This window comes from Halomonas sp. SSL-5 (assembly GCF_030708455.1).
In the GTDB taxonomy this organism is placed as follows: domain Bacteria; phylum Pseudomonadota; class Gammaproteobacteria; order Pseudomonadales; family Halomonadaceae; genus Halomonas.
In genome coordinates this window covers 75498-95087 of record NZ_JAUYWF010000009.1, presented here as the reverse complement: position 1 = coordinate 95087, position 19590 = coordinate 75498, and the positions used below count along the sequence as shown (strand labels likewise).

17 protein-coding genes are annotated in these 19590 nt (G+C 67.8%); 16 read left to right on the top strand and 1 reads right to left on the bottom strand.

The genetic code is table 11. From position 1 onward, the window contains the following. Position 1 precedes the first annotated feature (1 nt). Complete coding sequence (gene map, locus RAN53_RS11925; RefSeq protein ID WP_305797037.1) at positions 2-793, bottom strand: type I methionyl aminopeptidase; 792 nt, start codon at positions 791-793, stop codon at positions 2-4. A gap of 327 nt (positions 794-1120) precedes the next feature. Between map and rpsB the strand changes: the two genes are divergently transcribed. The 16 genes from rpsB (at position 1121) to dnaE (ending at position 19528) form a co-directional block, all read left to right on the top strand. Then, positions 1121-1870, top strand: coding sequence for a 30S ribosomal protein S2 (rpsB, locus tag RAN53_RS11920; RefSeq protein ID WP_161430051.1), 750 nt, complete (start codon positions 1121-1123; stop codon positions 1868-1870). Between the two features lie 163 nt (positions 1871-2033). After that, the gene (gene tsf / locus RAN53_RS11915; protein ID WP_305797036.1) at positions 2034-2903 is read left to right on the top strand and encodes a translation elongation factor Ts; all 870 of its coding nucleotides are present in this window, start codon (positions 2034-2036) and stop codon (positions 2901-2903) included. Between the two features lie 113 nt (positions 2904-3016). Beyond that, positions 3017-3778, top strand: coding sequence for a UMP kinase (gene pyrH / locus RAN53_RS11910; protein ID WP_305797035.1), 762 nt, complete (start codon positions 3017-3019; stop codon positions 3776-3778). A gap of 4 nt (positions 3779-3782) precedes the next feature. Further along, positions 3783-4340, top strand: coding sequence for a ribosome recycling factor (frr, locus tag RAN53_RS11905; protein ID WP_305797034.1), 558 nt, complete (start codon positions 3783-3785; stop codon positions 4338-4340). Positions 4341-4399: 59 nt separating this feature from the next. Beyond that, positions 4400-5188, top strand: a complete 789-nt coding sequence (gene uppS / locus RAN53_RS11900; protein WP_305797033.1) for a polyprenyl diphosphate synthase — start codon at positions 4400-4402, stop codon at positions 5186-5188. After that, on the top strand, positions 5181-5981 hold the full coding sequence (locus RAN53_RS11895; protein WP_305797032.1) for a phosphatidate cytidylyltransferase: 801 nt from the start codon (positions 5181-5183) through the stop codon (positions 5979-5981). The genes uppS and RAN53_RS11895 overlap by 8 nt, the downstream gene beginning before the upstream one ends. Before the next feature lies 1 nt (position 5982). Next, on the top strand, positions 5983-7182 hold the full coding sequence (ispC, locus tag RAN53_RS11890; RefSeq protein ID WP_305797031.1) for a 1-deoxy-D-xylulose-5-phosphate reductoisomerase: 1200 nt from the start codon (positions 5983-5985) through the stop codon (positions 7180-7182). A gap of 51 nt (positions 7183-7233) precedes the next feature. After that, a complete protein-coding gene (gene rseP / locus RAN53_RS11885; RefSeq protein WP_305797030.1) occupies positions 7234-8592 on the top strand; it encodes an RIP metalloprotease RseP in 1359 nt (452 codons plus the stop codon). Between the two features lie 89 nt (positions 8593-8681). After that, entirely contained in the window at positions 8682-11030 is a 2349-nt protein-coding gene (gene bamA / locus RAN53_RS11880; RefSeq protein ID WP_305797029.1) for an outer membrane protein assembly factor BamA, read from the top strand. A gap of 62 nt (positions 11031-11092) precedes the next feature. Further along, positions 11093-11575 (top strand): OmpH family outer membrane protein, encoded by a 483-nt coding sequence (locus tag RAN53_RS11875; RefSeq protein WP_305797028.1) that lies wholly within the window; start codon positions 11093-11095, stop codon positions 11573-11575. 18 nt (positions 11576-11593) lie between these two features. Then, positions 11594-12631 carry a UDP-3-O-(3-hydroxymyristoyl)glucosamine N-acyltransferase gene (gene lpxD / locus RAN53_RS11870; RefSeq protein ID WP_305797027.1) on the top strand — a complete coding sequence of 346 codons (1038 nt, stop codon included), beginning with the start codon at positions 11594-11596 and terminating at the stop codon, positions 12629-12631. 101 nt (positions 12632-12732) lie between these two features. Beyond that, the gene (gene fabZ / locus RAN53_RS11865; RefSeq protein ID WP_305797026.1) at positions 12733-13176 is read left to right on the top strand and encodes a 3-hydroxyacyl-ACP dehydratase FabZ; all 444 of its coding nucleotides are present in this window, start codon (positions 12733-12735) and stop codon (positions 13174-13176) included. Next, positions 13173-13940, top strand: a complete 768-nt coding sequence (gene lpxA, locus RAN53_RS11860) for an acyl-ACP--UDP-N-acetylglucosamine O-acyltransferase (RefSeq protein WP_305797025.1) — start codon at positions 13173-13175, stop codon at positions 13938-13940. Before fabZ ends, lpxA begins: the two co-directional genes overlap by 4 nt. Positions 13941-13942: 2 nt before the next feature. Continuing rightward, positions 13943-15157, top strand: a complete 1215-nt coding sequence (gene lpxB / locus RAN53_RS11855; RefSeq protein WP_305797024.1) for a lipid-A-disaccharide synthase — start codon at positions 13943-13945, stop codon at positions 15155-15157. A 2-nt stretch (positions 15158-15159) separates the two neighbouring features. Beyond that, complete coding sequence (rnhB, locus tag RAN53_RS11850; protein ID WP_414842984.1) at positions 15160-15798, top strand: ribonuclease HII; 639 nt, start codon at positions 15160-15162, stop codon at positions 15796-15798. Positions 15799-16024: 226 nt separating this feature from the next. Next, positions 16025-19528, top strand: a complete 3504-nt coding sequence (gene dnaE, locus RAN53_RS11845; RefSeq protein ID WP_305797022.1) for a DNA polymerase III subunit alpha — start codon at positions 16025-16027, stop codon at positions 19526-19528. Positions 19529-19590: the final 62 nt, after the last annotated feature.

Sequence of the window (19590 nt, the reverse complement as noted above, 5' to 3'; positions counted from 1 at the left end):
CTCAGTGCTCGAGGAAGGAGAGGTCTTCGTCGCTGCGTGCGGTCAGCACCTCGACGCCGGACTCGGTGACCAGCAGGGTGTGCTCCCACTGGGCGGAGAGGCTGCGGTCGCGTGTCACCGCGGTCCAGTCGTCGCGCAGCACCTTGGTGCGGTAGCCCCCCACGTTGATCATCGGCTCGATGGTCAGGCACATGCCGGCGGCGAGTTCGATGTCGGCCTCGGGGGCATAGCCGTCGTAGTGCAGCACCTGCGGGTCCTCGTGGAAGCTGGCGCCGATGCCGTGGCCGCAGAAGTCGCGCACCACCGAGTAGCCGTTGGCCTCGGCGTGCTTCTGGATGGCTCGGGCAAGCTCGGAGAGGCGCACGCCCGGGCGCATCAGCGCCATGCTCCGGTAGAGGCACTCCTGGGTGACCCGGCACAGGCGCTCACCCTGGATGGTCTCGCCGATCACGAACATCACGCTGGAGTCGCCGTGGTAGCCGTCGGCGGTCTTCACGGTGATGTCCAGGTTCATGATGTCGCCATTCTTGAGTTTCTTGGCGTCATCGGGGATGCCGTGGCACACCACGTGGTTGATCGAGGTGCACACCGACTTGGGGAAGCCGTGGTAGTTGAGCGGGGCGGGGGTCGAGCCCAACTCGTCGACGATGAAGTCGTGGCACAGGCGGTCGATCTCGCCGGTGGAGATGCCGGCCTTGACGTGGGGGGTGATCATCTCGATCACGCGGGCGGCCTGGCGGCCCGCCTCGCGCATCTTCTCGATCTCGTCGGGCGTCTTGATGGGTACGTTCATGAGGTCTCGGATTCGGGGGTGGGGCGTCCGTGCGATGGAGCGGCACGCGCGCGGACGGCTTCATCTCGGCGTTATTCCATGGTATAAAGCTGCGCGCCTTCCTGCAATCGCCGAGCCCGTCGGCAGCGTCTCTTGCGACCCCCTCGGTCGCGAAGCCGGGCCGGGAGCCCGCGATAGCGAGGGCGTCAATCAACATAACGCCTTGAAAACACACATGCACCGGCACATGGTCCCGGGTGCTGCGGCGTCTCTTGTCGAGATCGAGAGATGCGGCGGTCGGATCCATGGGGTGCATGGAGGCCTAACCCGATATTTCAGGAGTCATCCATGGCACACGTCAACATGCGTGACCTGCTCAAGGCAGGTGCCCACTTCGGTCACCAGACCAAGTACTGGAACCCGAAGATGAGCAAGTTCATCTTCGGCGCCCGCAACAAGATCCACATCATCAACCTCGAGCACACCCTGCCGGCCCTCAACGAGGCGATCGACGTGGTCGAGAAGATGGCCGCGGCCAACAACAAGATCCTGTTCGTCGGCACCAAGCGCAGCGCGAGCAAGATCATCAAGGAAGAGGCCAACCGCGTCGGCCAGCCGTTCGTCAATCACCGCTGGCTCGGCGGCATGCTGACCAACTACAAGACCATCCGCGTTTCCATCAAGCGCCTGCGCGACCTCGAGACCATGCACGAGGACGGCACCTTCGAGAAGCTGACCAAGAAGGAAGTGCTGATGGCGACCCGCGAGCAGGACAAGCTCGAGCGGTCCGTGGGTGGTATCAAGGAGATGGGTGGCCTGCCCGACGCCCTGTTCGTGATCGATGTCGACCATGAGCGCATCGCCATCAACGAGGCGAACAAGCTGGGCATCCCGGTCATCGGCGTGGTGGATACCAACTCCGACCCGGACGGCGTCGACTACGTGATCCCCGGCAACGATGACTCCATCCGTGCCATCCAGATCTACGTCAAGTCCATCGCCGACGCCTGCGCGCGTGCCAAGGAGGGTCGTCCCGACGAGTTCGTCGAGGTGACCGAAGAGCCCGCCGCTCAGGAAAGCGACAGCGCCGCCGAGTGATCGCGGCCCGTCTGATCGGCGGCTGTGGGCGGCCTGTCATGCCGCTGCCATCGATGCCGGTTAGACGAGAAGGGGGCCGCGGCCCCCTTTCTTCTCCGAATTTTCCGGACTCTCCCCCGGGAGGGGTCCGGCCCACTTCCCGAGATATTCAGAGGTGACACCCATGGCAGCTATCAGCGCCTCCCAGGTCAAGGAACTGCGCGAGCGTACCGGGCTCGGCATGATGGAGTGCAAGAAGGCCCTCACCGAGACCGGCGGTGACATCGATCAGGCCATCGAGAACCTGCGCAAGAATTCCGGTCTCAAGGCCGCCAAGAAGGCCGGTCGTACCGCCGCCGAAGGCATCGTGGTGACCCGCGTGGCCGAGGATGGCAGCTACGGCGTGATGGTCGAGATCAACTCCGAGACCGACTTCGTCGCTCGTGACGATAACTTCACGGCCTTCGCCGAGAAGATCGCCGATGCCTTCTTCGCCGCCAAGAGCGAAGACGTGGCCGCCGTCATGGCCGGCGATCTGGAAACCGCTCGCGAGCAGCTGGTGCAGAAGATCGGCGAGAACATCGGTGTGCGTCGCAGCGTGGTGGTCGAGGCCGGCGCCGGCAACCTGGTGGGCGAGTACGTCCACGGCGGCCGTATCGGCGTGCTGACCGAGCTCAAGGGTGGCAACGCCGAGGTGGCCAAGGACGTCGCCATGCACGTCGCCGCCATCAACCCGGCCGTGGCGCGTCCCGAGGACATGCCCCAGGAGCAGCTGGACGCCGAGAAGGCGATCATCCTGGCCCAGCCCGACATGGCCGGCAAGCCCGAGCAGATCGCCGAGAAGATGGTCCAGGGCCGCCTCAAGAAGTACCTGGCCGAGAACAGCCTGACCGAGCAGCCCTTCGTCAAGAATCAGGACCAGTCCGTGGCCGAGTTTGTCAAGGCGGCCGGCGGCGAGGTGGTCGGCTTCACCCGTTTCGAGGTGGGTGAGGGCATCGAGAAGGAAGAGGTCGACTTCGCCAAGGAAGTGATGGAACAGGCCAAGCGCAGCTGAGGTCTGAAGTTCCGCTAAGATGATGGCGTGCGCGCGAGCGCACGCCTTCGCGTATCCGGCCGGTCGATCCGGTCGCCCCGTCATGCCACCGCTGATGCCCAGGAGATGATGCGATGTCCACATCCGATCACGTCGAAGCGCCCGCCAAGCCACGCTCCCAGAAGTCGAAGTACAAGCGTATCCTGCTCAAGCTCTCCGGCGAGGCGCTGACCGGCGATGCCGAGTTCGGCATCGACCCCAAGGTGCTCGACCGCATGGCGCTGGAGATCGGGCAGCTGGTCGGCATCGGCGTCCAGGTGGGCATCGTGGTCGGTGGCGGCAACCTGTTCCGCGGTGCCGCCCTCCACGAAGCCGGCATGGAGCGGGTCACCGGCGATCACATGGGCATGCTGGCCACGGTGATGAACGCCCTGGCCATGCGCGATGCCCTGGAGCGCTCCAATATCCGCTCGCGGGTGATGTCGGCGATTCCCATGAGCGGCGTGGTGGAGCACTATGATCGGCGGACCGCCATCCGCTATCTCACCTCCGGTGACGTGGTGCTGTTCTCCGCCGGCACCGGCAACCCCTTCTTTACCACCGACTCCGCGGCCTGCCTGCGCGGCATCGAGATCGATGCCGATGTGGTGGTCAAGGCCACCAAGGTGGACGGGGTCTACGACAAGGATCCGGTCAAGTATCCGGACGCGGTCAAGTATGACCAGCTCAGCTACGACGACGCGCTGGCCCAGAAGCTCGGCGTCATGGATTTGACCGCCATCTGCCTGGTGCGGGACCATGACATGCCGGTACGCGTCTTCAACATGAACAAGCCCGGCGCCCTGCTCAACCTGGTGGTGGGCGGCGAGGAAGGCACGCTGATAGACAGAGGCTGATATCGTGATCAATGACATCAAGAAGGACGCAGAGAGCCGGATGAAGAAGAGCGTCGAGGCGCTCCACGGCAACCTGAACAAGATTCGTACCGGGCGTGCCCACTCCAGCATCCTGGATTCGGTGACCGTCGACTATTATGGCAGCCAGGTTCCGCTGAATCAGGTGGCCAACATCAACACCGAGGATGCCCGCACCCTCTCGGTGGTGCCCTGGGAGCAGAGCATGGTGCCCAAGGTCGAGAAGGCGATCATGACCTCCGATCTGGGCCTGAACCCCTCGACCGCCGGCAACAACATCCGCGTGCCGCTGCCGATGCTCACCGAGGAGACCCGCAAGGGCTACATCAAGCAGGCGCGTCATGAGGCCGAGAACTCCCGGGTGGCGGTGCGCAACGTGCGCCGCGACGCCAACGGCGATATCAAGTCCCTGCTCAAGGAGAAGGAGATCAGCGAGGACGAGCAGCGCCAGGCCGAGGAGGCGATCCAGAAGCTGACCGACAAGTACATCGCCGAGATCGACAAGACCCTGGAGTCCAAGGAACACGACCTGATGCAGGTCTGAGGACATCCGCCCGGCCCGCTCGCGGCCGGGCGGCAGCGACACACCCGAAGCGAGACCCCATGACGTCAACGCACTCCCCCGACGCCGGCTCCGATGCCGGCGCTTCTGCCACCACCGAGGCCGGTCTGCCGCGTCACGTGGCGATCATCATGGATGGCAACAATCGCTGGGCCAAGGCCCGCGGCCTCTCCGGCGTGCGTGGCCATCACGCCGGCGTCGAGGCGGTGCGCGCCACCATTCGCCGCGCCGCCGAGCGCGGCGTCGAGACCCTGACCCTGTTCGCCTTCTCCAGCGAGAACTGGAAGCGGCCCAGGGCCGAGGTGAGCGCGCTGATGGAGCTGTTCCTGCTGGCGCTCAAGCGCGAGGTGAACAAGCTGCATGCCAACGGCATCCGGCTGTCGGTGATCGGTGACCTCTCGGGGTTCTCGGACTCGATTCAGAAGCACATCGCCCGGGCCGAGGCTCGCACCCGCGACAACACGCGCCTGCACCTGGTGATCGCCGCCAACTACGGCGGCCACTGGGACCTCGCCCGAGCGGCGCGCCGCCTGGGCGAGCGGGTCGCCGCGGGCGAGCTGGCACCGGCGGACATCGACGAGGCCGCCTTCGCCGGCCAGCTGAGCCTTGCCGGGGTGGCGCCGGTGGACCTGTGCATCCGCACCAGCGGTGAGCAGCGCATCTCCAACTTCGTGCTCTGGGAGCTGGCCTACGCCGAACTGTACTTCACGCAGCGCCTGTGGCCCGATTTCGACGCCGACGCCTTCGATGCGGCACTGGAAGACTTCCGGCGCCGCAAGCGGCGCTTCGGCATGACCGATGACCAGATCGACGAGGCACAAGGTGCTTAGACAGCGCATCATCACCGCCGCCTGGCTGGCACCGCTGATGCTGGTCGGCCTGTTCGGCCTCACCGGTGGCGCCTTCGCGCTCTTCACCGCGGCCATCGTGCTGCTGGGCGGCTGGGAGTGGACCAACCTGGCCGGCATCGCCGAGCGTGGGCGTCGCCTGGGGCTGGTCGGCGTGCTGGCCGTGGCCATGGCGCTGCTGTGGGTCAGCGGAGCCATCCAGGCCGCCTGGCCGCTATGGCTGGGCCTGGCCGGCTGGGCGCTCAACCTCACCTGGGTCACCCGTTACCCCGAGCGCACGAATCAGTGGTCGTCCTCCTCCAGGCGCCTGGCCATGGGCCTTTGGGTGCTGCTGCCCGCCTGGGTGGGGCTCAATGTATTGCGCGAGACCGGGGGCCTCTGGCTGCTCTTCGTGCTGCTGCTGGTGTGGAGCGCCGACATCGGTGCCTACTTCGCCGGCCGCGCCTTCGGGCGCCAGAAACTGGCGCCGCGGGTCAGTCCCGGCAAGAGCTGGGAGGGCGTGCTCGGCGGCATGGCGGCCACGCTGGCCCTGGCCCTGGTGTTCGCCATTGGCCAGGGACTGGTCGCGGTCGATGCCGCCCTGCTGGTGCTGACCACCCTGGCGGTGACCCTGGTCTCGGTGCTCGGCGACCTGCTCGAGAGCATGCTCAAGCGCCATCGCGGCATCAAGGATTCCAGCAACCTGCTGCCCGGCCACGGCGGGGTGCTCGACCGCATCGATAGCCTGACCGCCGCGTTGCCGCTGTTCGCCCTGCTCGCACCGGGGGTGATCTAGCATGGCAAGCGATACTGCCCCGCAGCGTCAGGGGGTCACCGTGCTGGGCGCCACCGGCTCCATCGGCACCAGCACCCTGGATGTGATCGAGCGCCATCCCGAGCGCTACCGCCTCCACGCCCTCACCGCCCATCGCTCCCGCGAGGCGCTGCTGGCGCTGTGCCGGCGTCACCGACCTACGCTGGCGGTGCTCGAGCGTGAGGCCGACGCCGCCTGGCTGCGCGAGCGCCTGGCCGATGCCGGCATCGCCACCGAGGTGCGCAGCGGCGCCGCGGCGCTGGTGGAGGTGGCCGAGGCCACCGAGGCCGAGGTGGTGATGTCGGCCATCGTGGGTGCCGCGGGCCTGCTGCCGACCCTCGCCGCGGTGCGCGCCGGCAAGCGGGTGCTGCTGGCCAACAAGGAAGCCCTGGTGATGTCCGGGGCGCTGTTCATGGAGGCGGTGACGCACCATGGTGCCACCCTGCTGCCCATCGACTCCGAACATAATGCCATCTACCAGTGTCTACCCGTGGAGCATCGTGGCGGCCTGGCGCGTCACGGGGTGACCCAGCTGCTGCTGACCGCCTCCGGCGGCCCCTTCCGAGGTTGGTCGGCCGAGGCGCTGGCCGGGGTCACGCCCGCCCAGGCCTGCGCCCACCCCAACTGGAGCATGGGGCAGAAGATCTCGGTGGACAGCGCCACCCTGATGAACAAGGGGCTCGAGCTGATCGAGGCGTGCTGGCTGTTCGATGCGCGCCCCGACCAGGTTCAGGTGGTGGTGCACCCGCAGAGCGTGATCCACTCCATGGCCGCCTACAGCGACGGCTCGGTGATCGCCCAGCTCGGCAATCCCGACATGCGCACGCCCATCGCCTATGGGCTGGCCTGGCCCGAGCGCATCGACGCCGGCGTGCGCTCGCTGGCCCTCTTTCAGGTCGCGCGACTCGACTTCGAGCCGCCCGACGAGATCGCCTTTCCCTGCCTGCGCCTGGCCCGGGAGGCCATGGCGGCCGGCGGCACGGCGCCGGCGGTGCTCAATGCCGCCAACGAGGTGGCGGTGGCGGCCTTCCTGGCCGGGCGGCTGCCCTTCACCGGTATCGCCGAGCTGGTGGCGAGGGTGCGTGACGCCGAGCCGGTGCGGCCGGCCGATGAGCTCGAGGCGGTCCTCGAGGCCGATGCCCGGGCGCGGCGGGCCGCCGAGATCTACCTGGCACGCCTGTGAGGTGAGGCCACTTATTCATGAGGTTAGCCATGCCGTCAGGAGGAGAGTGACTTGGGCGTGATCCAGAATATCCTGGCCGTGATCGTGGTACTGGGCCTGCTGATCACCTTCCACGAGTTCGGCCACTTCTGGGTGGCCCGGCGTTGCGGGGTGAAGGTATTGCGCTTCTCGGTGGGCTTCGGCACGCCGATCTGGTCGCGGCGTGACCGCCACGGCACCGAGTTCGCCATCGCCGCCATCCCGCTTGGCGGCTACGTCAAGATGCTCGACGAGCGTGAGGGAGAGGTGCCGCCCGGGGAACTCGACCGCGCCTTCAATCGCAAGAATGTCTGGCAGCGCATCGCCATCGTCGCCGCCGGTCCCCTGGCCAACTTCCTCCTCGCCCTGGTGGCCTACTGGGCGCTGTTCGTGGCCGGCACCACCACGGTGGCGCCGGTGATCGGGGAGGTGACGCCGGGCTCGCCCGCCGAGCGGGGCGGCCTGGAGGCCGGGCACGAGATCACCGCGGTACAGGGCGAGGCGGTGCGCGGCTGGGACGAGATCAACCTCAAGCTGGTGGCCGCCATCGGCATGAGCGGCGAGCTCACCCTCGACACCCGCAGCGACGCGACCACGGAGCCCCGGGAGTATCGTCTACCGGTGGAGAACTGGCTGGTGCGCCAGGATCCTCCGCAGCCGCTGCCGAGCCTCGGGGTGACCCCCTGGCGGCCGCCGATGCCGGCGGTGCTGGGCCAGGTGATTGAGGGCGAGGCCGCCGCCGAGGCGGGGCTGGCGCCCGGCGACGAGATCCTCGCGGTGGCGGGCGAGCCGGTGGACGACTGGATCGCGTTCGTCGATGTCGTGCGTGGCAGCCCGGGGGAGACCCTGGAGCTCTCGGTGCGCCGCGACGGCGAGACGCTGACCCTTGCGGTGTCGCCCCGCGAGAACACCCTCGAGGAGGGCGTGACCATCGGTTACATCGGCGCCGGAGTGGCGCCGGTGGAGTGGCCCGAGGAGTATCGCCGCGAGATCCGCTACGGGCCGGTGGCCGCGGTGGGCGAGGCCTTCGCGCGCACCGGCGAGATGATCACGCTGACCTTCGATGCGGTGCGCAAGATGCTGGTGGGGCTGATCTCGCCCTCCAACCTCTCGGGGCCGATCACCATCGCTCAGATCTCCGGCGACTCGGCGCGTGCCGGCCTGGAGAGCTTCGTCGGCTTCCTGGCCTACCTGTCGATCAGCCTGGGGGTGCTCAACCTGCTGCCGATTCCGGTGCTGGATGGTGGCCACCTGCTCTACTATGCCATGGAGGTGGTTCGCGGTCGGCCGGTCTCGGAGCGCACCCAGGCCATCGGCCTGCGCATCGGCCTGGCGCTGGTGGGTACCCTGATGTTGATGGCGATCTATTTCGACCTGATGCGGCTCTGGTAGGCCGTCCCTCGCCTTGTCAGTGGGCTGCACAAGTGTATAAGGTGCCTGTCTGGACAGGTTTGGCAGATCAACGCGAGCGAATCGACTGCATGAAAATCAAGACCATCGGACTGGCGGCACTGCTGCTTGCCGGGGCCAGCGTGGCCCAGGCGGAACCTTTCGACGTTGCCGACATTCGGGTGGAGGGCCTGCAGCGCATCTCTGCCGCCTCCGTCTTCAACGCCTTTCCTGTCACCGCCCGGGATCGCGTCGACGAGCGTGAGCTCGCCGAGGCGGCACGCGAGCTGTTCGCCACCGGCCTGTTCGAGGATGTCAGGCTGGCCCGCGAGGGCGACGTGCTGATCATCCAGGTGGTCGAGCGCCCCACCATCAGCCGCCTCAATATCGACGGCAACCGCCAGCTCGATGAAGACCAGCTGCGCCAGGGGCTGCGCGAGGCCGGCCTCGAGGAGGGGCAGGTGTTGCAGCTCTCCACCCTGGAGGAGATCGAGCGCGAGCTCGAAGGCGTCTATCAGGCCCAGGGGCGCTACAGCGCCGGCATCGAGACCAGTGTGCGCGAGATCGACGAGGGCCGTGTTCAGGTCGACATCGACATCGACGAAGGGGCGGTGGCCAAGATCCGCCAGATCAATATCGTCGGCAACCAGGCGTTCGACGACGAGACCCTGCGCGAGGTGTTCGAGCTCAACGACCGTCCGGGTCGCATCTTCGGCTGGTTCTCCAAGGATGAGTACTCCCGGGAGGCGCTGGCCGGCGACCTCGAGCGGCTGCGCTCCTTCTATCTGGACCGTGGCTATGTCAACTTCAACGTCGAGTCGACCCAGGTCTCGATCAGCCCCGACAAGTCCGAGATCTTCGTCACCATCAACGTCGACGAGGGCGGCGAGTACCGGCTTGGCGACGTGCGATTCGTGGGCGACCTGACGATCAGCGAGCGCGAGGCGCGTGAGCTGCTGGAGGTCACCCCGGGCGAGACCTTCTCGCGCAGCGATGTCACCGCCTCCACCGAGGCGCTGCGTGCCCGCCTGGGTGCCGACGGCTACGCCTTCGCCAGCGTCGATGGCATTCCCGAGACCTCTGCCGATGGCGAGACCGTCGACCTGGTGTTCCGGGTCGATCCGGGCCGTCGCGCCTATGTGCGGCGCATCGAGTTCGTCGGCAATACCACCACCATGGACGAGGTGCTGCGCCGCGAGATGACCCAGATGGAGGGCGCGCCGGCCTCCACCGAGGCGATCAGTCAGTCCCAGCAGCGCCTGGAGCGCCTGGGCTTCTTCAAGCAGGTCGAGGTGGAGACCCAGCCGGTGGCCGGCGAGCCGGACAAGCTCGACGTCACCTATAGCGTCGAGGAGCAGCCCTCAGGCTCCATCTCCGCCAGCATCGGCTTCTCCCAGAGCGCCGGCGTCATCTACGGGGTGGGCCTCTCCCAGAGCAACTTCCTGGGCACCGGCAACCGGGTGAACATCGGCGCCCAGCGCAGCGATACCTTCACCAGCATCAACTTCGGCTTCACCGATCCCTACTGGACCATGGACGGGATCTCCCGGGGCTATAACCTCTACTATCGCGAGTCCGACTACGAGGACTCCGACATCTCCACCTACTCCACCGACGCCTACGGTGCCGGGATCAACTTCGGCTATCCGATCAACGAGATCACGCGCCTCAACTTCGGCACCGCGGTGGAGGACCTGACCATCAAGACCTACAACGACACGGCGTCGGAGATCAAACGCTATGTCGACGACCAGGGTGCCGACGGCCAGGCCCTGAAGCTGACCGCCAGCTGGACCCGCAACAACCTCAACCGTGGCATCATGCCCACCGACGGCAGCTACCAGCGCCTCTCGCTGGAGTCCGCGGTGCCGGGCAGCGACGCCGAATACGCCAAGCTGCGCGCCGAGGCTCGCCAGCTCTTCGCGCTGGACGACAACCACGACTGGGCGCTGAAGTTCAGCGGCGAGCTGGGTTATGCCGATACCCTGGGCGGCAGCGACCCCTATCCGTTCTACGAGAACTTCTATGCCGGGGGCCTGGGCTCGGTGCGCGGCTTCACCGGCAATACCCTGGGTCAGCCCACCACGCCGCCGAATGATAGCTCCACCCGCGATCGCACCCTGGGCGGTAACGTGCTGGTGCAGGGCAGCGCCGAGCTGATCTTCCCGACCCCCTTCATCGAGGACCAGCGCACGGTGCAGAGCTCGCTGTTCATCGACGGCGGCAACACCTTCCTCACCGACTGCTACCCGGTGGAGGATGGTCGTACCTCCAGCTGCAACTCGGGGGTCGACCTCGGCGACCTGCGCTACAGCGTCGGCCTGGGACTCTCCTGGCTGACCCCGGTGGGCCCGCTGACCTTCAGTGTCGCCGAGCCGCTCAACGACGAGAGCGGCGACGATACCCAGTTCTTCCAGTTCTCCCTCGGTCAGACCTTCTGACCGAGGATCGACACCCCAGATCCTCGGCCGCCGCCGCCGGCGGCCCCAACAGGAGTCCTACCATGCGCAAGTTGACCGCCGCCTTCGCTCTTTTGATGATCTCCGCCATCGCCCTGCCGGCCCTGGCCGCCGACGTGGCGGTGCTGGACTGGCGCCGTGCGCTGATGGAGACCGACGCGGCCCAGCGCTCCATGAGCGAACTGGAGAACCGGGTCGGCAGCCAGCAGCAGCAGGCCCAGGCCCTCGAGCAGGAGCTCAATCAGCTGCAGCAGCGTGCCGACAGCCTCAGCGACAGCGAGCGCCAGCAGGCCAACCAGAAGGTGGCCGAGCTCAACCGCCTGATGGGCGAGGTCATGCAGGCCCGCCAGGCGTCCGAGCAGGCCCTGCTGCAGCGCGCCGAGCCCAGGCTGCAGCAGGCGGTGGAGCAGATCATCGCCCGTCACAGCATCCAGGTGCTGGTGGAGCCCCAGGGGGTGCTGCACGCCGAGCGCGACCTGCAGGACGTCACCGCCGAGGTGACCGAGATCCTCAACAGCATGCTGTGACCGCGGCGGGCCCTCTCCATGACGCGAAGCGATATTTCCAAGATGACCCTGGGTGACCTGGCCGAGCGGCTGGGTGCTCGCCTGGTCGGCGATGCCCGCCGCCGGGTCACTGGCCTGGCCACCCTCAGCGAGGCCGGGCCTGACCAGGTGGCCTTCCTGGCCAACCGCGCCTACCTCAAGGACCTCCCCGGGACCCGCGCCGCGGCGGTGCTGCTGCATCCGCAGTACGCCGAGACCTGCCCGGTCGACCGGCTCGAGCTCGACAACCCCTACCTGGGCTATGCCGCGGCGTCGCGGCTGTTCGACCCCCTGGCGGGCCGTGAGCCGGCCGGCATCCACCCCTCGGCGGTGGTGGATCCCTCGGCGACCCTGGGGGAGCGGGTCGAGATCGGGCCCCAGGCGGTGATCGAGGCCGGCGCCTGCCTGGGCGATGACGTCAGCGTCGGGGCCGGCTCGGTGGTCGGCGCCGATACCACCATCGGCGCCGGGTCGCGCCTGCATGCCAACGTCACCGTCTACCACGGCGTGGTGATCGGAGCGCGGGTGATCCTGCACAGCGGCTGCGTGGTCGGCGGCGACGGCTTCGGCTTCGCCCACGACGGCAGTCGCTGGCACAAGATCGCCCAGCTCGGCGGCGTGGTGCTGGGCGACGACGTCGAGGTGGGCAGCTGCTCGAGCATCGATCGCGGCGCCCTGGGGGATACCCTGATCGGTGATGATGTCAAGATCGACAGTCAGGTGCAGATCGCCCACAACGTGCAGATCGGCGAGCACAGCGCCGTGGCAGGCTGTGTGGGTATCGCCGGCTCCACCAAGGTGGGGCGGCACTGCATGCTGGGGGGAGGGGTGGGCCTGGCCGGTCACCTGACCCTCTGCGATGGCGTTCAGGTGACCGGCATGAGCCTGGTCACCAACTCGATCCACGCGCCGGGGGTCTACTCCTCGGGTACTGGCTCGATGGCCAATGCCCAATGGCGCAAGAACGCGGTGCGCTTCAAGCAGCTGGATGACATGGCCAAGCGACTCGCGCGTCTCGAGCGGACGCGCGGCGCTTGAGGGCGTTGCGGGGGGCGCTATAATCCCCCGCCAGACCGGCATGATCGCCGGCTCTCGCCTGCCGGGACGGCAGGCATCCCGAGACTTCAGAGGTTGTAACGATGGTAATGGACATCAACGAGATCCGTGAGTATCTGCCCCACCGGTATCCTTTCCTGCTGGTGGACCGGGTCACCGAGCTGGCCCTGGGCGAGACCATCGTTGCCTACAAGAACGTCAGCATCAACGAACCCTTCTTCAATGGCCACTTTCCCCATCACCCGATCATGCCCGGGGTGCTGGTGATCGAGGCGTTGGCCCAGGCCTGTGGCATACTCGGCTTCAAGACCGTCAACAAGCTGCCCGCCGACGGCTATGTCTACTACCTGGTGGGCAGCGACAACGTGCGCTTCAAGCGCCCGGTCATGCCTGGCGACCGGCTCGACCTGCGCGCCGACGTGATGCGCGAGAAGCGTGGCATCTGGAAGTTTGCCTGCAAGGCCAGCGTGGCCGGCGAGCTGGCCTGCGAGGCCGAGATCATCTGCGCCGAGAGGAAGGTCGCTTGATTCATCCCACCGCCCTCATCGACCCCGCCGCCCGGCTGGCCGACGACGTCGAGATCGGCCCCTTCACCGTGGTCGGCCCCGACGTGGAGATCGGCCCCGGCTCGCGTATCGGCCCCCATGTGGTGATCAAGGGGCCCACGGTGCTCGGCGCGCGCACCCGCATCTTCCAGTTCGCCTCGGTGGGCGAGGATTGCCAGGACAAGAAGTATGCCGGCGAGCCGACCCGCCTGGTGATGGGGGATGACAATGTGGTCCGCGAAGGGGTCACCCTGCACCGCGGCACCGTCCAGGACCGCGGCGAGACCACCATCGGCTCGCGCAACCTGTTCATGGCCTATGTCCATGTGGGCCATGATTGCGTGATCGGCAACGACTGCATCCTGGCCAACCAGGTGACCCTGGCGGGGCACGTCAAGATGGGGGACTTCGCCATCCTCGGTGGCCTCTCCGCCGTGCACCAGTTCTGCCATTTCGGCACCCATGCCATGGCCGGTGGCGGCTCCATCATCACCAAGGACACCCCGGCCTACGTGATGATCAACGGCAACCCCGCCCAGGTCCACGGCCTCAACCTGGTGGGGCTCAAGCGCCGCGGCTTCAGTCGCGATGCCCTCAAGGCGCTGGGCGAGGCCTACAAGCTGGTCTATCGGCAGGGGCTCACCGTCGAGCAGGCGCTCGCCGAGATCCGCCGCCGCTTCCCGCTCGACGAGACCGAGGCCTTCGCCGATTCCATCGAGGCCTCGACCCGCGGCATCATCCGCTAGCCATGCCCGTCGACGAGCAAGCCGCCGTGCAGCGCATCTACCTGGTGGCCGGCGAGCTCTCCGGGGATATCCTCGGCGCCGGCCTGATGCGGGCGCTCAAGTCCCGTCATCCCGGCGTCGAGTTCCGCGGCATCGGTGGCCCGCGCATGATCCAGGAGGGGATCGACAGCCGCTTTCCGCTGGAGACCCTCTCGGTGATGGGGCTGGTCGAGGTGCTTCGCCACTTGCCCCGGCTGATCGGCGTGCGTCGCGAGCTCAGGCGCGATGCCCTGGCCTGGCGGCCGGATATCGTGATCGGCATCGACGCCCCCGACTTCAATCTCGGCCTCGAGCGACAGCTGCGCGAGGCGGGCCTGACCACCGCCCACTACGTCAGCCCCTCGGTGTGGGCCTGGCGCCAGGGGCGGGTCAAGGGCATCGCCCGTTCCGTCGATGCCATGCTCACCTTCCTGCCCTTCGAGGCCGCCTTCTACGCCCGCCACCGCGTTCCCGTGGCCTTCGTCGGCCACCCGCTGGCCGACGAGCTGCCCCTTGAGAACGACCGCGCCGCCGCCCGTACCGAGCTGGGGCTGCCCGCGGCAGGCGAGGTGCTGGCGTTGCTGCCCGGCTCCCGGGCCGGCGAGATCCGCTTCCTGGGCGAGACCTTCCTCGCCGCCGCCGAGCGGCTGTGTGCCGCGCGACCGGGCCTCTCGGTAGTCATCCCGGCGGCCACGCCGGAGCGGCGCGGCGAACTCGAGGTGCTGCTCGCCGCCTATCCCGCCCTCGCCGAACGCCTGACCCTGCTCGACGGCCGGGCCCGGGAGGCCATGGTGGCAAGCGATGCCGTGCTGCTCGCCTCGGGGACCGCGGCGCTGGAGGCGATGCTCTGCCATCGCCCCATGCTGGTCGCCTACCGCATGGCACCGGCCACCCACTGGCTGGCGAAGCGATTGGTGAAGACCGAGTGGATCTCGTTGCCCAACCTGATTGCCCGGGAGAGCCTGGTGCCGGAGCTGATCCAGGAGGCGGCGAGCCCCGAGGCGATCGCCGAGCGTCTCGGCGAGATGTTCGACGACGTCGCCGGTCGGGCGGCCCTGGAGACACGCTTCGCCCGGATGCATGCCGGCCTGCAGCGCGACGCCAGCCGCCGCGCCGCGGAGGCCATCGAGGCGCTGGTGGCGGGCCGCCCGCTGCCGGCCAGCGTCGCGCCCGAGCGGGCCGACGAGGTGGCACCTTGACCCTGACGCAGGCGAAGGCGGCGAGGGCCAAGCAGGTCAGTGACTTGCCGCCGCTGGTGGTCCACTACACCGGCGAGCGGCTGGCCGGGGTCGACGAGGTGGGGCGCGGCCCGCTGGTGGGCAGTGTGGTGGCCGCCGCGGTGATCCTCGACCCGGCCCGTCCGATCCCGGGGCTCGGCGACTCCAAGACGCTCACGGCCAGGCGTCGCGAGCACCTGGATGGAGAGATCCGTGACAAGGCCCTGGCCTTCGCCGTGGCCGAGGCGTCGGCCACCGAGGTGGACGAGCTCAATATCTATCACGCGACGCATCTGGCCATGCGTCGCGCCATCGATGCCCTGGACCCGGGGGCCGAGTACCTGCTGGTGGACGGCAATCGCCTGCCCGGGCATCATGTGCCCGGCCAGGCAGTGGTCAAGGGCGACGCCCGCCATTCGGCCATCGCCGCGGCCTCGATACTCGCCAAGGTGGCCCGGGATGCCCAGATGCTGGCCCTCGACGCCCGCCATCCCGACTACGGCTTCGCCCGCCACAAGGGCTACCCGACCCGCGAGCATCTGGCCGTCCTGGCGCGCCTGGGGCCGCTGCCCGAGCACCGCCGCTCCTTCGGCCCGGTCAAGCGCCAGCTGGCGCTGTTCTGACCCACCCTTGGCCTCCACAGACGCAGGCAGCGAGGAGCGTCGGGGGCAGGCCGAAGGGGAGGTCCGATTCCAGGGAAGGAATCGGTAGCGTACAGGGAGGTATTCACAGCGCCTCCCCGATGGTCCGACACTTCGGGGCCTGTCGCCGTATCAGCTCCGAGCGATATTGCCGGGATAGCCTCGCGCTTCCTGTACTGATTATTTTCCGCCAAGCCCCGAGCCCTCTATGACCACGCCCTTCGTTCATCTTCGCGTCCACACCGAATACTCCCTGGTCGACGGCCTGCTGCGCCTCAAGCCGCTGGTCAAGCAGGCGGCGGGGCTGGGCATGCCGGCGCTGGCCGTCACCGACGAGGCCAACCTCTTCGGCCTGGTCAAGTTCTACAAGGCGGCCCAGGGCGCGGGGCTCAAGCCGATCATCGGTGCCGACCTGTGGCTCACCAACCCCCAGGATGACGCGCACCCCTATCGGGTGACCCTGCTGGCCATGAACGAGGTGGGCTATCGACACCTGACCGAGCTGATCTCCCGGGGTTGGATGGAGGGGCAGCACCAGGGCCAGGCGCTGCTCCGGCGCGACTGGGTGCTGGAGCGCAGCGAGGGGCTGATCGCGCTCTCCGGCGGGCGCGACGGCGAGGTGGGGCGCCACCTGCTCGGCGATCACCCCGACGAGGCCCGGGAGATCCTGGCGCAGTGGAACGCCGCCTTCCCCGGCCGCTTCTACCTGGAGCTGACGCGTACCGGCCGCCCCCAGGAGGAGGAGTGTCTGCACCTCTCGGTGGAACTGGCCGCCGAGAGCGGCACCCCGGTGGTGGCCACCAACGACGTGCGCTTCCTCGAGAAGGAGGACTTCTGGGCCCACGAGACCCGCGTGGCCATCGGCGAGGGCAAGGCGCTGGACGACCGGCGCCGCGAGAAGAAGTACACCGAGGAGCAGTACCTCAAGAGCCCCGAGGAGATGGCGGCGCTGTTCGCCGACGTCCCCGAGGCCCTGACCAACAGCGTGATGATCGCCGCGCGCTGCAGCGTCGAGGTGCGCCTGGGGGAGATCTTCCTGCCCGAGTTCGAGATCCCCGAGGGCCTGACCCGGGACGAGTACTTCCGCAAGGTCTCCCACGACGGCCTCAGCGAACGCCTGGACTTCCTCTTTCCGGCTGAACACTACCCTCGGGACGGCGCCGAGTACGCCGAGATCGACGCCCGCTATCGAAAGCGCCTGGATTTCGAGCTCGACATCATCATCCAGATGGGCTTCCCCGGCTACTTCCTGATCGTGATGGACTTCATCCAGTGGGCCAAGGACAACGACGTGCCGGTGGGCCCCGGCCGCGGCTCCGGTGCCGGCTCGCTGGTCGCCTATGCCCAGAAGATCACCGACCTCGACCCCATCGGCTACGACCTGCTGTTCGAGCGCTTCCTCAACCCCGAACGGGTCTCGATGCCCGACTTCGACGTCGACTTCTGCATGGAGAAGCGCGACCGGGTGATCGACTACGTGGCCGACCGCTACGGGCGCGACGCGGTCTCCCAGATCGTCACCTTCGGCACCATGGCGGCCAAGGCGGTGGTTCGCGACGTGGCCCGGGCCCAGGGCAAGCCCTACTCGCTGGGCGACAAGCTCTCCAAGCTGATCCCCTTCGAGGTGGGCATGACACTCGGCAAGGCCATCGAGGCCGAGCCGGCGCTCAAGGAGTTCCTCGACAACGACGAGGAGGCCGCCGAGATCTGGGAGATGGCCAGGAAGCTCGAGGGCATCACCCGGGGTACCGGCAAGCACGCCGGCGGCGTGGTGATCGCGCCCACCAGGCTCACCGACTTCTCGCCGCTGCTCTGCGATGAGGATGGCTCGGGGCTCGTGGTGCAGTTCGACAAGAACGACATCGAGGACGCCGGCCTGGTCAAGTTCGACTTCCTGGGCCTGCGCACCCTGACCATCATCGACTGGGCGCTGGAGATGGTCGACAAGGTGCGTGCCGTCGAGGGGCAGGGGCCGCTTAACATCGACACCATCCCGCTGGACGACGCCCCCACCTTCGAGATGCTCAAGCGCGCCGAGACCACGGCGGTGTTCCAGCTCGAATCCCGCGGCATGAAGGAGCTGATCAAGCGCCTGCTGCCCGATTCGCTGGAGGACATGATCGCCCTGGTCGCACTGTTCCGCCCGGGCCCCCTGCAGTCGGGCATGGTCGACGACTTCATCAACCGCAAGCATGGCCGGGCGGAGATCTCCTATCCGCACCCGGACTACCAGCACGAGCTCCTGAAGCCGGTCCTCGCCCCCACCTACGGCATCATCCTCTATCAGGAGCAGGTGATGCAGATCGCCCAGGTGATGGCCGGCTACAGCCTGGGCCAGGCCGACATGCTGCGCCGTGCCATGGGCAAGAAGAAGCCCGAGGAGATGGCCAAGCAGCGCGCCGGCTTCCTGGAAGGGTGTGAGGCCAACGGCATCGATGCCGACCTCGCCGGCAACATCTTCGACCTGGTGGAAAAATTCGCCGGCTATGGCTTCAACAAGTCCCACTCGGCGGCCTATGCGCTGGTGTCGTATCAGACCGCCTGGCTGAAGGCACACTATCCCGGCCCCTTCATGGCGGCGGTGATGTCTACCGAGATGGACAACCTCGACAAGGTGGTGCCGCTGATCGAGGAGTGTCGCAACCTCGGCCTGACGGTGACCCCGCCGGACGTCAACGTCGGCGGCTACAAGTTCAGCGTCGACGACCAGGCCCGTGTGGTCTATGGCCTGGGGGCGATCCGCGGGGTGGGCGAGGGGCCCATCGGCGCCATCGTCGAGGCCCGCGAGGCCGACGGCCCGTTCGCCGACCTGTTCGATTTCTGCCGACGGGTCGACCCCAAGCGCATGAACAAGCGCACCCTGGAGGCGCTGATCCGCTCCGGCGCCCTGGATACCCTGGGCCCCAATCGCGCGGTGCTCAGCGCGGCCCTGGACGACGCCCTCAAGGCCGCCGCCCAGAACCAGACCAACCAGAACCTGGGCATGATCGACATGTTCGGCGAGGCCTTCTCCGATGCCCCCGAGGAGGGCGAGGTCTACGCCGAGTACCTGCGGGTGCGCGAATGGAGCGACAAGGAGCGCCTGGCAGGCGAGAAGGACACCCTGGGGCTCTACCTCACCGGTCACCCCATCGACGAGTACGAGAAGGAGCTGGAGCGCTTCGTCGCCACGCGCATCGCCGACCTCAAGCCCTCCCGGGAGCCCCAGCGGGTCGCGGGCCTGGTGGTGGGTGTGAGGACCATGAAGTCGAAGCGTGGCGACACCATGGCCTTCCTTACCCTGGACGACCGCACCGGACGCATCGAGGCGTCGCTGTTCGGCGAGCTCTTCGACCAGATGCGTGGCCAGCTGGAGACCGATCAGGTGCTGATCGTCGAGGGCGAGGTCTCAAGCGACGACTACTCCGGGGGGCTTCGCCTGCGCGGCAAGGAGGTCACCCCCATGGTGGCGGCGCGCACCCGCTACGGGCAGGCGGTGGAGCTCTCCCTGGACGGGGCGGCGGTCAATGGTCGCCTGGTCGACTCGCTGCGAGCGAGCCTGGAGCCCCACCGGAACACCGAGGGGCTGCCGGTGCGGCTGCGCTATCGCAACGCCGAGGCCGCCGGCTGGCTGGAGCTGGCCGAGGAGTGGAAGGTGGCCCCCACCGACGAGTTGCTGATCGGCCTGCGCGAGGTGCAGGGCCAGGACGGGGTGCGACTCAAGTACCGCTGAAACAGGACGATGCCGGGCTCGCAGCTTGCCCGGCGACAACCCTTCAGGGAGGCGCTGTGAAC